13 protein-coding genes are annotated in these 12,764 nt (G+C 67.0%); 10 read left to right on the top strand and 3 right to left on the bottom strand.

Going from position 1 to position 12,764, the window contains the following annotated elements; translation table 11 throughout:
- Positions 1–271: 271 nt before the first annotated feature.
- Positions 272–754, top strand: coding sequence for an Hsp20 family protein (locus LK533_RS04715; protein WP_229361596.1), 483 nt, complete (start codon positions 272–274; stop codon positions 752–754).
- Positions 755–1,042: 288 nt separating this feature from the next.
- Here LK533_RS04715 and LK533_RS04710 read toward each other — a convergent pair whose 3' ends face one another.
- Positions 1,043–2,674, bottom strand: coding sequence for a CTP synthase (locus LK533_RS04710; protein ID WP_229361595.1), 1,632 nt, complete (start codon positions 2,672–2,674; stop codon positions 1,043–1,045).
- A 94-nt stretch (positions 2,675–2,768) separates the two neighbouring features.
- Complete coding sequence (gene secG / locus LK533_RS04705; protein ID WP_229361594.1) at positions 2,769–3,137, bottom strand: preprotein translocase subunit SecG; 369 nt, start codon at positions 3,135–3,137, stop codon at positions 2,769–2,771.
- Positions 3,138–3,356: 219 nt separating this feature from the next.
- Here secG and LK533_RS04700 point away from each other — a divergent pair, with 219 nt between their 5' ends.
- The 9 genes from LK533_RS04700 (at position 3,357) to LK533_RS04660 (ending at position 11,768) form a co-directional block, all read left to right on the top strand.
- On the top strand, positions 3,357–3,683 hold the full coding sequence (locus tag LK533_RS04700; RefSeq protein ID WP_125959725.1) for a MarR family transcriptional regulator: 327 nt from the start codon (positions 3,357–3,359) through the stop codon (positions 3,681–3,683).
- Between the two features lie 37 nt (positions 3,684–3,720).
- A complete protein-coding gene (locus LK533_RS17920; protein ID WP_229361593.1) occupies positions 3,721–4,518 on the top strand; it encodes an NlpC/P60 family protein in 798 nt (265 codons plus the stop codon).
- On the top strand, positions 4,515–5,441 hold the full coding sequence (argC, locus tag LK533_RS04690; RefSeq protein WP_229361592.1) for an N-acetyl-gamma-glutamyl-phosphate reductase: 927 nt from the start codon (positions 4,515–4,517) through the stop codon (positions 5,439–5,441). Before LK533_RS17920 ends, argC begins: the two co-directional genes overlap by 4 nt.
- Before the next feature lie 84 nt (positions 5,442–5,525).
- Positions 5,526–6,983 carry a glucose-6-phosphate dehydrogenase gene (zwf, locus tag LK533_RS04685; protein ID WP_229361591.1) on the top strand — a complete coding sequence of 486 codons (1,458 nt, stop codon included), beginning with the start codon at positions 5,526–5,528 and terminating at the stop codon, positions 6,981–6,983.
- An 88-nt stretch (positions 6,984–7,071) separates the two neighbouring features.
- Complete coding sequence (pgl, locus tag LK533_RS04680; RefSeq protein ID WP_229361590.1) at positions 7,072–7,779, top strand: 6-phosphogluconolactonase; 708 nt, start codon at positions 7,072–7,074, stop codon at positions 7,777–7,779.
- A complete protein-coding gene (gene edd, locus LK533_RS04675) occupies positions 7,776–9,596 on the top strand; it encodes a phosphogluconate dehydratase (RefSeq protein WP_229361589.1) in 1,821 nt (606 codons plus the stop codon). The genes pgl and edd overlap by 4 nt, the downstream gene beginning before the upstream one ends.
- Before the next feature lie 38 nt (positions 9,597–9,634).
- Positions 9,635–10,603 carry a glucokinase gene (locus tag LK533_RS04670; protein WP_229361588.1) on the top strand — a complete coding sequence of 323 codons (969 nt, stop codon included), beginning with the start codon at positions 9,635–9,637 and terminating at the stop codon, positions 10,601–10,603.
- Positions 10,600–11,211, top strand: a complete 612-nt coding sequence (eda, locus tag LK533_RS04665; RefSeq protein WP_229361587.1) for a bifunctional 4-hydroxy-2-oxoglutarate aldolase/2-dehydro-3-deoxy-phosphogluconate aldolase — start codon at positions 10,600–10,602, stop codon at positions 11,209–11,211. The genes LK533_RS04670 and eda overlap by 4 nt, the downstream gene beginning before the upstream one ends.
- Before the next feature lie 8 nt (positions 11,212–11,219).
- Complete coding sequence (locus tag LK533_RS04660; protein WP_229361586.1) at positions 11,220–11,768, top strand: nucleoside 2-deoxyribosyltransferase domain-containing protein; 549 nt, start codon at positions 11,220–11,222, stop codon at positions 11,766–11,768.
- A gap of 5 nt (positions 11,769–11,773) precedes the next feature.
- Here the strand turns inward: LK533_RS04660 and mltG are convergent, their stop codons facing one another.
- Positions 11,774–12,742, bottom strand: coding sequence for an endolytic transglycosylase MltG (mltG, locus tag LK533_RS04655; protein WP_229361585.1), 969 nt, complete (start codon positions 12,740–12,742; stop codon positions 11,774–11,776).
- Positions 12,743–12,764: the final 22 nt, after the last annotated feature.

Raw genomic sequence — 12,764 nt, 5'->3', positions numbered from 1 at the left:
TCGGGGAGGCTTTCAGGCCCCGCTGTCCTTGTGGGGAAGCAGCGTGCGGGCCGGAAGCTGACAAGGGGGCTGACGAGCGATCGTCACGCAGGCGCTCGAACCGGAAACGGTTCGAGCGTTTGTCGTTTGCGCGCAGATTTGCTGCTTTCAGACCCTCTTGAAAGCTCGATTACGGCCACCAAATCCTCTGGTGAGCGGTGCCTTCGGGGCCGCTCGGGAGCCGGGCAGATGCCGGCTTCCATCCAAGCATTTTGCTCATTGGAGGATTTGCATGCGCCAGTTTGATTTCACCCCCTATCGTCGTTCCACGATCGGCTTCGACCGCCTCTTCGACATGCTCGAAGCATCGGCGCGCCAGGCGTCGTCGGAGAATTACCCCCCCTTCAACCTCGAGCGCATTGCCGAGGATCGCTATCGCATCACGCTGGCGGTCGCAGGCTTCAAGTCCGAGGAGATCGACATCACCGCGCAGCAGAACATGCTGCTGGTGACGGGCAAGAAGGCGGCCGAGACGGATGCGCAGCGCAGCGCATTCCTGCACCTCGGGATCGCCAACCGCAGCTTTGAGCGGCGGTTCGAGCTCGCCGACTTCGTGCGCGTCGAGAACGCCAACCTGGCTGACGGCCTGCTCGTGATCGAGCTGGTGCGTGAGGTTCCGGAGGCGATGAAGCCGCGCAAGATCGCTGTGTCGACCAGCACGACTCCGGCGGTCGAGCACCGGCCGGACGACTCTCAGGTAGCTCAGGCCGCCTGATCGAGGTCACCGACTAAGGCGCGTTGCTCCCTTGCGCGCCGAAGCAGGGGCGCCCGGGCAATGGCTCGGGCGCCCTTTGCGTATCCAATTGGCGCCGGCCATGCGGAGCGACAGACGCCTAAGAACAACCGTTTGTGGTGCGTAGGCGGCTGAGCGTGTCGAAGCCCCGTATCGAAGCACCGCCGCCGGTCCTTCGATACGCCATTTCGGCTACGCTCAATGTCTACTCAGGACGAACGGTCAGCAGGTGCTGCACGCGTCCTGCCTCCGTATGAGCAGGCGGAAGCCTTAAACCAGCCGCGACTGGCGCACCGCCGCTTCGATGAAGCTCGCGAACAGCGGGTGCGGGTCGAACGGCTTGGACTTGAGTTCCGGGTGGAACTGCACGCCGACGAACCAGGGATGGTCCGGCCGCTCGACGATCTCCGGCAGCGTCTCGTCGGGCGAGGTCCCCGACACCACGAGCCCACCGCGCTCCAGCACGTCACGATAGTGCGTGTTCACCTCATAGCGGTGGCGATGCCGCTCGCTGATCTCGGTACCACCATAGATGGATGCGACAACGCTGTTGCCGGCGAGCTTCGCCGGATAGGCGCCGAGCCGCATCGTGCCGCCCAGGTCGCCGCCGGCCTCGCGCTTCTCCAGGCCCTTTTCGGACATCCATTCGGTGATGAGGCCGACCACCGGCTCTTCCGTCGCGCCGAACTCCGTGGTCGATGCCTTGTCGATGCCCTGGTCCCGCGCCGCTTCGACGCAGGCCATTTGCATGCCGAGGCAGATGCCGAAGAACGGCACCTGGCGCTCCCGTGCGAAACGGACGGAGGCGATCTTGCCCTCCGACCCGCGCTCGCCGAAGCCGCCGGGGACGAGGATGGCGTGCATCGGCTCGAGCTGGCTGGCGATGGTCGCTTCGTCACGCTCGAACAGCTCGGCGTCGAGCCAGCGCACGTTGACCTTCACGCGATTGGCGATGCCGCCATGGACCAGCGCCTCGTGCAGCGACTTGTACGCGTCCGGCAGGCCGACATATTTGCCGACGACGCCGATCGTGACTTCGCCTTCCGGGTTGGACAGGCGCTCCATGATCGTCGACCAGCGGTCGAGCTTGGGGAGTTCGCCCGGCTCGATGCCGAAAGCGCGCAGCACCTCCGAGTCGAGGCCCTGGCCGTGATACTGGAGCGGCACCGCATAGATGCTGGAGGCATCCAGTGCGGGGATCACCGCTTCCTTGCGGACGTTGCAGAACAGCGCGATCTTGGCGCGCTCGCCCTCAGGCAGCGGCTGCTCGCAGCGGCAGACCAGCACGTCCGGCTGCACGCCAAGCGCTGCCAGTTCGCGGACCGAATGCTGGGTAGGCTTGGTCTTCAGCTCGCCAGCGGCCGAGATATACGGGACCAGCGTCACGTGGACGCTGATCGACTGGCCGCGGCCCATCTCGTTCTTGAGCTGGCGGATCGCCTCGATGAACGGCAGCGACTCGATGTCGCCGACCGTGCCGCCGATCTCGCACAGCACGAAGTCGAGGTCGTCGGTATCGGCAAGCGCGAACGCCTTGATCGCGTCGGTCACGTGCGGGATCACCTGAACGGTCGCGCCCAGATAATCGCCGCGCCGCTCGCGCGCGATGATCTGCTGATAGATGCGGCCCGAGGTGACGTTGTCCGACTGATGCGCGGCAACGCCCGTGAAGCGCTCATAATGGCCAAGGTCGAGGTCGGTCTCCGCCCCGTCATCGGTCACATAGACTTCGCCGTGCTGGTACGGCGACATCGTGCCGGGATCGACGTTCAGATACGGATCGAACTTGCGGATGCGGACCTTGTAGCCCCGCGCCTGAAGCAGCGCCGCGAGGCTGGCTGCCATGAGTCCCTTGCCGAGCGACGATACCACGCCGCCGGTGATGAAAATATACCGCGCCATGGGAGGAAACGCCTAACGTGTAGCAGCCGCCTTGCGCAAGCGCGCGATGACTCGCGCACCCCGCAAAAGCGACCAATGGTTTGAAAAAATGAAGTTAGCGGGCGATCGGAACCGCGCCATTGTCGGCCGAAGCCGGTGCCGCGACGTTGCCGGGGACGCCGGCATCGACCGGAGCGACGGGTACTGCCGGCGCCGCAGCCGGGGCGGTCGGCCGGGCGAGCGAGGTGTCGATCGCGTCGTGCCGCGTTGCTGCGAGCACCGCCAGCAGGATGCTCATCGCGATGAACAGCCCCGCCAGGATCGCCGTCGAGCGCGTCAGGAAATCGGCCGCACCGCGTGCCGACATCAGGCCGGACGGGCTGCCGCCCGTGGTCAGGCCGCCCCCTTCCGAACGCTGCATCAGGATCACCGTCACAAGCAGCGCAGCGATGATGGCATGAACGACGAGCAGGAAGGTGAACATGGGGAGAAAGCGATCCGATTTTTCTGGTGTGGCGGCGACATAGGCGAGCGCAGACGGGGGATCAACCGGAACGGATCGACGGGGCCGTAACATTTCGCAAACCGCGGGAAACTTGCACCAGCAGGGGCGTTCCCCTTCCGGTCAGCTCCTTTGCGGACGAAGCTTAACGCCATGGGAGAAAACGTGAAACCGTTCTCCGAGAAATCCCTCGGGAAGTGGATGCGCGGATTGGTCGATTACGTCCGGTCCGGGGAGCCCGACCTGACGAATCGTCAGATGGCGCTGATGCTGCTTGTCTATCTCGAACCCGGACCGCATACGGTCCGCGGGCTGGCGCGGGCGCTGAACGTGTCGAAGCCTGTGGTCACGCGCGCCTTGAACAGGCTGGGCACGCTCGGCTATCTGCGCCGCCAGCGCGATGAGGCGGACAAACGCAACATCTTCGTCGCACAGACCAGCGAAGGGGCAGATTTTCTTGCAGAGTTCGGGCATTTTCTCGCGGACGACCGGGTCAGCGAGCTCGTTGCCCGAAGGGCAACCGCGTAGCCGGTTTTCACTCGCGGGGCGCTCTTCGACACTAGACGTGCGTGTCGATGCCGCGCGTCGCGACCTGGCCGATGTTCGATTGGCGGATCGCGTGTTCGCGCCGCACTATGCCCTTGCGGTGCCGCGTACCGCAGGCCGAGCAGTGCCTCTTCTCGCCCGCGGCAATGCGCCGGAAACGGTTCAGTCGGAAGTGCTTGCAGGTGAACCCTTCGACGCACTCGAGTTTTCCGGTGACCATATCTGGGGCCTCTCTCCGGTCGACGGCAGCGTCGGCTTCGTCGAGGCAGCCGCTTTCACCGCCGTCTATGCTCCCACCCATATCGTCGCAGTCCGCAACGCGAGCATCCGTGCCCTGCCCTCCAGCGACAGCAAGGTGCTGGGAACGCTCGCGATGGGAAGCCGGGTTGCAGCCACCGGTGCCGGTGAGTCGGCGTTCGAGGTCGACGGTGGCTATGTCGATGCCGACGCTCTGCTGCCCCTCGACGCGCTGGCGCTCGACATTGCAACCGTCGCGGAGCGCCTGATCGGAGCACCGGCGCGCGCAGGCGGCCGGTCCGGCGCCGGGGTCGATGCTGCAGGCCTGGTGTTCCTGTGCCTGCAACTTGCCGGCGTCGAGGCACCGCGCTTCCTGGACCTTCAGGGGGCAATGCTGGGCATGGCCCTGATCCCGGAGGCTCCGTTCGTGCGGGGCCAGGTCCTCTTCTTCGAAGACCACAGCGCCGTCGTGGTCGACGCCGAGAACGCGATCCATGTTTCCCCGGACGGTGTCGCACGCGCGCCGATTGCGGCGCTTGTTGCCGCACATGGGACCATCGTGAGGAGGCGGCAGCCGTGACCGCGACCGTATTCATCGATGGTGCCGTCGGCACCACCGGCCTTGAGATCCGGGAGCGGCTCACCGGTCGCCCGGAAATCAGCCTCGTGACTCTGGAAGACAGCCGCCGCAAGGATCCTGCGGCCAGGCGCGAGGCGCTGAACGACGCCGACTTCGTCATCCTCTGCCTGCCCGATGACGCAGCGCGCGAGGCGGTCTCGCTGATCGACAACGATCGCACGCGCGTGATCGACGCTTCCACCGCTCATCGCACCGTGGAAGGCTGGACCTATGGCATGGCCGAACTGGAGCCGGTGCAACCGACGCTGATTGCCGAGGCTGCGCGCGTCGCCAATCCGGGCTGCTACCCGACCGGGTTCCTGGCCCTTGTGCGTCCGCTGGTACGGGCCGGCCTGATCCCGCACGACTGGCCGGTCAGCGTCAACGCCGTGTCCGGCTATTCGGGCGGGGGTCGGTCGATGATCGAGGAATATCAGCAGCCGAACCCGCCGGCGTTTCGCGCCTATGCGATGGCGCTGGGACACAAGCACGTGGCCGAAATGCAGCGCCATGCGCGGCTGGCACATCCGCCGATCTTCACGCCAGCCGTGGCGAACACCTATCGCGGCATGGTCGTCGAGGTGCCGCTGCCACTGCACGCGATGACGCCGCGTTCCGCGCTTCCGGCGATCGAGAGCGCGCTTCAGGAGGCCTATCGCGGCTCCCCGGTGATCCATGTCGGTTCTGCCGAAGCGCCGACCGTGTCGATCGAGGAGAACGCCGGTACCGACAGGCTGACGGTGCGGGTCTTCGGCAACGCCGCGGTCGGCCAATCGCGACTGGTCGCGACACTCGACAATCTGGGCAAGGGCGCGGCGGGGGCCGCTGTCCAGAACCTCAACATCATGGCCGGGTTCGATCCCGCCGCCGGGCTGGTCCTCTAAGGGCAGCCGTTCGACCAGCCTGCGGGTTGCATGGCGCCGCAGGCGGGCTAAGCGCATGTGCGAAGTTAGAGCGAGGGAGTTACTATGAGACAGCCGGTCGGCAAGCTGCTGCTGTTCGGGGCAACGGGCGACCTGTCGCAGCGCATGTTGCTGCCGTCGCTCTACGGCCTTCATGCCGACGGGCTGCTGCCGGAAGGCCTGACGATCACCGGGACGGCGCGGCACGACCACGACGACGCCGGCTTCCGCGCCTTTGCCAAGGCGGCATTGGACGAGCACCTGCCCGCCGATCGCCAGGATGAGGCTGCGCTTACCGGCTTCCTGGAGCGTCTGCACTATCACCCGATGGACGCGTCGCAGGTCGACGGGTTCACCGGGCTCGCTGAAAAGCTGGGCGACATCTCGGGCGGGCTCGCGATCTTTCTCTCCACGGCGCCGTGGCTGTTCGCCCCGACCATCAAGGGCTTGAAATCCGCGGGGCTTGCCGGCGAAAACGTCCGCATCAGCCTGGAGAAGCCGCTCGGCAACGACCTGAAATCCAGCCGCGAGATCAACGACATCGTTGCCGAGGCGTTTCCGGAGGACCGCATCTTCCGGATCGACCATTATCTGGGCAAGGAGACGGTGCAGAACATCCTGGCGTTGCGCTTCGGCAATGCGATGTTCGAGCCGATCTGGAACGCCCGCGGCATCGACCATGTCCAGATCACCGTGTCGGAAACCGTCGGGCTGGAAGGCCGTGCAGGCTATTACGACGATGTCGGCGCGCTGCGCGACATGGTGCAGAACCACATGCTCCAGCTGCTGGCATTGATCGCGATGGAGCCGCCGGCACGCTTCGACGGCACCGCCATCCGCGACGAGAAGGTGAAGATCCTGCGCTCGCTGCGTCCGATCGGCCCGGCCGAGGTACAGACCGAGACCGTGATCGGCCAGTATCGCGACGGCGCCGTCAACGGCGAGATCGTGCGCGGCTATGTCGAGGAGCTGGAGAAGCCGTCGAACACCGAAACCTTTGTCGCGGTGAAGGCGCATGTCGACAGCTGGCGCTGGCAGGGTGTCCCCTTCTACATGCGCACCGGCAAGCGGCTGTCGGCGCGACAGTCGGAAATCTCGATCCAGTTCAAGCCGGTGCCGCACTCGATCTTTGCCGATCGTGGCGGCATGCTCCAGCCCAACACGCTGGTGATCCGGCTGCAGCCGGAGGAATATGTGCGTCTTCTGGTGATGGCCAAGGAGCCGGGGCTGGATCGCGAGGGCATCCGCCTGCGCGAAGTGCCGCTGGACCTGTCGCTCACCACAGCCTTTGCTGGCACCCGCCGTCGCATCGCCTATGAGCGCCTGCTGCTTGACCTGATCGAGGGCGATCCCACCTTGTTCGTGCGCCGCGACGAGGTGGAGGCGCAGTGGACCTGGATCGACGCGATCCGCGCCGGCTGGGAGGCCAACGACATGAAGCCCAAGCCCTACGCCTCCGGCAGCTGGGGCCCCACCGCCAGCGTCGCGCTTACCGAGCGTGACGGCGTGACGTGGAACGAGTGAACCTTACCCCGCCCCTTTCCGTTGGTTCGGAAGGGAGCGCAGGACCAGCTCCGGTCCTGCGCCCGCGGCTGGCAAGCAGGATGATCGAATGACCGAGATTGAATGGTGGGAATATGACGACGCGGCCGAGATGGCCGGCGCCGTCGCCGGTGACGTGCAGTTCATCATCGAAAGCGCGATCGACGCACGCGGCGCGGCGGTAATCGCACTGCCGGGCGGCAAGACCCCCCTGCCCATCTATGAGAAGCTGGCATCGGCCAAGCTCGACTGGAAGCGGGTGACGATCGTACCCACCGACGACCGCCTCGTGCCGATGGGCGACGCGCTGTCGAACGTGACCGGGATCGCCAAGGTGTTCCTGCCCAAGGGCGCGCGCGTGCTGCCGCTCACCAGCGAAAAGGCGAGCGACTATCGTGCCGCCGGGCGCGCTGCCGACGCCCGGCTGCAGGACGTGCACTGGCCGCTGGACCTCTGCCTGTTGGGCATCGGCACCGATGGCCACACCGCCTCGATCTTCCCCGGTCCCGACCTGGACGAGGCGCTGCAGGGTCCCAAGGAGCGCCGCGCGCTGGGCGTGATGCCCGACCCGCTGCCGCCCGAGGCACCGGTCGCGCGCGTCACCCTCTCCCACTCCGCCATCGCCTCTTCCCGCGCGCTGATGATCGCCATCTCCGGGCCGAAGAAGCGCGAAGTGCTGGAGCGCGCGATCAGCGAGGGCGCCGGCTCGACGCTGCCGATCGGGCGCGTGCTGTCCGAGGTTGAATTGCCGGTCGACGTCCACTGGAGCGAATCATGACGCTGCATTCCGAAATCGCGGCCGTCACCGACCGCGTCATCGCCAACTCGCGCGAGCGCCGCGCGGCCTATCTCGACCTGATCCAGCGCGAGCGGGAGGGCGGCGTCGATCGCCCGATGCTCGGCTGCGCCAACCTGGCGCACGGCTATGCAGGGACGGACGAGGATCGCGACTTCATGCGGCCCGCCAAGAACATGAACGTCGGCATTGTCACCGCCTACAACGACATGCTGTCGGCGCACGCGACCTATTACCGCTATCCCGAACAGATGAAGGTCTGGGCGCGTGAGGCCGGCATCACCGCGCAGGTGGCCGGCGGCGTGCCGGCGATGTGCGACGGCGTGACCCAGGGTTATCCCGGCATGGAACTGTCGCTGTTCAGCCGCGACACCATTGCCCTCTCCACTGCGGTTGCGCTCAGCCACGGCATGTTCGAGGGCGCGGCGTTGCTCGGCATCTGCGACAAGATCGTGCCGGGCCTGCTGATGGGCGCGCTGCGCTTCGGTCACCTGCCGATGGTCATGGTGCCGGGCGGCCCGATGCGCTCGGGCCTCGCCAACAAGGACAAGGCGGCGGTGCGCGAGCGCTATGCCGAGGGCAAGGCGACCCGCGAGGAATTGCTCGACGCGGAAATCGCCGCCTATCATGGCAAGGGCACCTGCACCTTTTACGGCACGGCCAATTCCAACCAGATGATGATGGAGGCGATGGGCCTTCATGTGCCCGGCGCAGCCTTTGCCAACCCCGGTACCAAGCTGCGTCAGGAACTGACGCGCGCCGCCGTTCATCGCCTGGCCGAGATCGGCTGGAACGGCGACGACTATCGCCCGGTCGGGCGGTGCGTCGATGAAAAGGCGATCGTCAATGCAGCCATCGTGCTGCTCGCGACCGGCGGTTCGACCAACCACCTGATCCACCTGCCCGCGATCGCGCGCTGCGCCGGCATCGTCCTCGACTGGGAAGATTTCGATCGCCTGTCGAAGAGCGTGCCGCTGCTCGCACGCGTCTATCCGAACGGCGCGGCGGACGTGAACATGTTCGAGGATGCGGGGGGTCCCAGCTTCGTGATCCGCGAACTGCTGAACGCCGGCCTGCTGCACGGCGACGTGCTGACGATCGCAAAGGACGGCATGGCTGCCTATGGCCGCAAGGCCGGGATCGAGGCGGACGCGCTGGTCTGGCACGAGCATGGCGCCCAATCGGGCGACGAGAATATCGTCCGCACCGCCGACGCAGCCTTCTCGCCCGAGGGTGGCTTCCGCATCCTCCAGGGCAACCTCGGCCGCGCCTGCATCAAGGTGTCGGCAGTCGAGCGCGACCGCTGGACGATCGAGGCGCCGGCGCGCGTCTTCTCGGACCAGGCACAGGTGCAGGAGGCGTTCAAGGCCGGCGAGCTCGACCGCGACGTGGTGGTGGTCGTCCGCCACCAGGGTCCGCGCGCCAATGGCATGCCGGAACTGCACAAGCTGACCCCGCCCCTGGGCGTGCTCCAGAACCGCGGTTTCCGCGTTGCACTGGTCACCGACGGCCGCATGTCGGGCGCGAGCGGCAAGGTGCCGTGCGCGATCCACCTGTCGCCAGAGGCGCTGGGCGGCGGCCCGATCGGCAAGGTGCGCGATGGCGATATCGTGCGGCTCGATGCTGAGGCAGGCGTGCTCACCGCGCTGGTCGATCCGGCCGAGTGGGAGGCCCGCGAACTTGCCGAGGCACCAGCGCCTACGCAGGGCACCGGCCGCGAGCTGTTCGCGCTCATGCGCCACGGCGCGAGCGAGGCGGAGGCGGGAGCCTCGGCCATGCTTGCAATGGCAGGCTTCTGACAAGGACCCGAAAAACGGGCAAAGGGAGGGGATGCGGAATGGAAGTCGTTGCGGTTGATATCGGGGGCACGCACGCGCGCTTCGCCATCGCCGAGGTGGAAGCCGGTCGGGTCATCAGCCTGGGCGAGCCGGTGACGCAGAAGGTGGCCGAACACGCCACCTTCCCGCTCGCCTGGTCGGCCTTTGCCGAGCAGCTGGGCCGGCCGGTCCCGCGCGCCGCGGCGATCGCGCTTGCCTCCCCGATCAACCCCGAGCTCATCAAGCTCACCAACAATCCCTGGATCATCCGCCCGCCGCTCATCAAGGAGCGGTTGGACGTCGACGCGTATTCGTTGATCAACGATTTCGGCGCGATCGGCCATGCGGTGGGCCAGCTCGACGGCGACGCCTATGTTCATCTGTGCGGCCCGGACGTGCCGTTCCCGGATCGCGGCTCGCTGACCGTTTGCGGCCCGGGCACCGGCCTTGGCGTCGCCCAGGTGTTTCGCGAGGCGGGCGAGTACCACGTCATTCCCACAGAGGGTGGGCATCAGGATTATGCGCCGCTCGACGAGATCGACGACGCCATCATCCGCCGCCTGCGCCCAACTTACACCCGCGTCTCCGCCGAGCGCGTCTGCGCCGGCCCGGGCCTCGTGCACATCTACGAGACGCTAGCACAGATCGAGGGCAAGCCCTTCGTCCACCTCGACGACAAGCGGCTGTGGCAGCTCGCGTTCGAGGGCAGCGACCGGCTGGCCGTGGCGGCGCTCGACCGGTTCTGCGTTTCGCTGGGCGGCGTCGCGGGCGATCTGGCACTGGCGCACGGCCCGACGGGTGTGGTGATCGCCGGCGGCCTGGGGCTGCGACTCAAGGACCGGCTGATCGAATCCGGCTTTGCGCAGCGCTTCGTCGCCAAGGGGCGGTTCCAGCAGCTGATGAACACCATTCCCGTCAAGATCATCACCCATCCCCAGCCCGGCCTGTTCGGCGCCGCGGCGGCATTCGCGCAGGAGCACGCACGATGACCTATCCCGACATCCAGACGATCATGAACACCGGGCCGGTCATCCCCGTGCTGGTGATCGAAGACGCTGCCACCGCCCGCCCGCTGGCCGAGGCGCTGGTGCGCGGCGGCATCCGCACGCTGGAAGTCACGCTGCGCACGCCCGCCGCCCTCGACGCGATCCGCGAGATGAAGAAGGTTGAGGACGCGATCGTCGGGGCGGGCACCGTGGTCAACGCCGGCCAGTTCGCCGAGGCGGTGGATGCCGGCGCCGAGTTCATCGTCTCGCCGGGCCTTACCGAAAAGCTTGGTGCGGCGGTGATCGAAAGCGGCGTGCCGTTCCTGCCGGGCATCGCCAATGCCGGCGACATCATGCGCGGCCTCGACCTGGGGCTCACGCACTTCAAATTCTTCCCGGCGGAAGCCTCGGGCGGATTGAAGGCGTTGAAGGCGCTGGCGGCTCCCTTCTACCAGGCACGTTTCTGCCCGACCGGCGGCGTGTCGCTGGCAAGCGCGCCGGAGTGGCTGGCGTTCGATCCGGTCCTCTGCGTCGGCGGGAGCTGGCTTGCGACCGGCACAATGGAAGAAGTTGAGGCAAAGGCGCGTGCGGCTGCCGAGCTGAAGCGCTGAAACCAGGCGTGGGTCGCCTGCTGTGTGCACTGCTGCCGGCGCTCGCGGTCGTCCTTTCCGGGACGGCTGCGGCCCAGCCGCGGTTGATCACGTCGCCCGCACCGCTCCCGCAGGATCATGCGCACCCGCGTGTGTTCCTGGCCGGCAGCATCGACATGGGCAAGGCGACGGACTGGCAAGCCGAGTTCGTAAAAGCACTCGGCGACCTCGATGTGACGATCCTCAATCCGCGTCGCACGGACTGGAACCCGGCCTGGAAGCCCGAAGCGAGCCAACCCCACTTCCGCAAACAGGTCGAGTGGGAACTTAGCGCGCTCGAGTCCGCCGACGTGATCGTCCTCTACCTCGCACCCGGCACCCAAAGCCCCGTCAGCTTGCTGGAGATGGGGCTACATGCGCGGTCGGGGAAGCTGATCGTGCTGTGTCCGCCGGGCTTCTGGCGCAAGGGCAACGTAGACATCACTGCTGAACGCTACGGCATCCGGCAGGTGGACAGCATGGAAGCCCTCACCGCCGAAGTACGCCGGCGGCTCACCAGCGCCAACCGACCGAACTAGACGGTCTACATCTCCCCGCGCGCACGGCGGATCGCGTACCATTTGCGCACGTTGGCGTTGTGCTGTTCGAGCGTGTCCGCGAACACATGGCCGCCCGTGCCGTCTGCGACGAAGTAGAGCGCGCTGGTCGCGGCGGGATCGAGCACCGCATCGATCGACGCGCGCCCCGGATTGGCGATCGGGCCGACCGGCAGTCCGGCGGACGCATAAGTGTTGTAGCCGTTCTTCGCGTCCAGTTCGGAACGCAGGATGCGCCGACCGAGCGGCCGCCCCTTGGTGACCGGGTAGATGACGGTTGGGTCCGCCTGCAGCGGCATGCCCTGGCGCAGGCGGTTGCTGTAGACCGCCGCGACCGCCCGCCGCTCCGCTGCCTTGGCGGTCTCCTTCTCAACGATCGAGGCGAGCGTCAGCGCTTCGCGCGGGCTGCGCACGACCGCGGTGGGCTTACGCCGCTTCCAGGCAGCGGCGAGATAGTCGCGCATCGCCGCCTGCATGCGGTCCAGCACCGCCTGGCGCGTGTCGCCGCGCTGATAATCATAGGTGTCGGGAAGCACGCTGCCCTCTTCCGGCACCGCCACGGTGCCGGTCAGGTGCGGCGCGCGCATCAGTGCTTCGTGCACCAGCACGGAGGGCATGCCCTCGGGCACCGTCACCCGGCGCTGGATGACCTTGCCGCTCTGCAGCAGTTCCAGCACGTCGGACTGGCTGGCTTGTGCCGGCACGCGATATTCGCCCGCGCGGATCGGCGCGTCGGAGCCCAGCACGCGCGCGAACAAGAGGAAGCGACTGGCCGAGCGGATCGCGCCGGCCTTTTCCAGCTCGGTCGCAGCGCGCGACAAGGTGGCGCCGTTCGGCACCACCACTGCCAGGTCTTTTTCGGCCGGTCCCGCTCCGGTCCAGCTCCTCGCCACCCCGAACAGGGTGACGAGCAGCACCAGAGCCAGGACCATGCCCAGGCATCCGAGACGACGCATCAGCCGCGGCTCCAGGACTGCG

It is taken from the genome of Sphingomonas sp. PL-96 (assembly GCF_020707215.1).
Classification (GTDB): Bacteria; Pseudomonadota; Alphaproteobacteria; order Sphingomonadales; family Sphingomonadaceae; genus Sphingomonas.
The sequence above is the reverse complement of the archived record's forward strand: the minus strand, read 5'-3'. Positions and strand labels throughout refer to the sequence as shown.

Coding starts and splice junctions, on each gene's coding strand:
- LK533_RS04715 (WP_229361596.1), top strand. CDS start 272: ATGCGCCAGTTTGATTTCACCCCCTATCGTCGTTCCACGATCGGCTTC.
- LK533_RS04710 (WP_229361595.1), bottom strand. CDS start 2,674: ATGGCGCGGTATATTTTCATCACCGGCGGCGTGGTATCGTCGCTCGGC.
- secG (WP_229361594.1), bottom strand. CDS start 3,137: ATGTTCACCTTCCTGCTCGTCGTTCATGCCATCATCGCTGCGCTGCTT.
- LK533_RS04700 (WP_125959725.1), top strand. CDS start 3,357: ATGCGCGGATTGGTCGATTACGTCCGGTCCGGGGAGCCCGACCTGACG.
- zwf (WP_229361591.1), top strand. CDS start 5,526: ATGAGACAGCCGGTCGGCAAGCTGCTGCTGTTCGGGGCAACGGGCGAC.
- pgl (WP_229361590.1), top strand. CDS start 7,072: ATGACCGAGATTGAATGGTGGGAATATGACGACGCGGCCGAGATGGCC.
- edd (WP_229361589.1), top strand. CDS start 7,776: ATGACGCTGCATTCCGAAATCGCGGCCGTCACCGACCGCGTCATCGCC.
- LK533_RS04670 (WP_229361588.1), top strand. CDS start 9,635: ATGGAAGTCGTTGCGGTTGATATCGGGGGCACGCACGCGCGCTTCGCC.
- eda (WP_229361587.1), top strand. CDS start 10,600: ATGACCTATCCCGACATCCAGACGATCATGAACACCGGGCCGGTCATC.
- mltG (WP_229361585.1), bottom strand. CDS start 12,742: ATGCGTCGTCTCGGATGCCTGGGCATGGTCCTGGCTCTGGTGCTGCTC.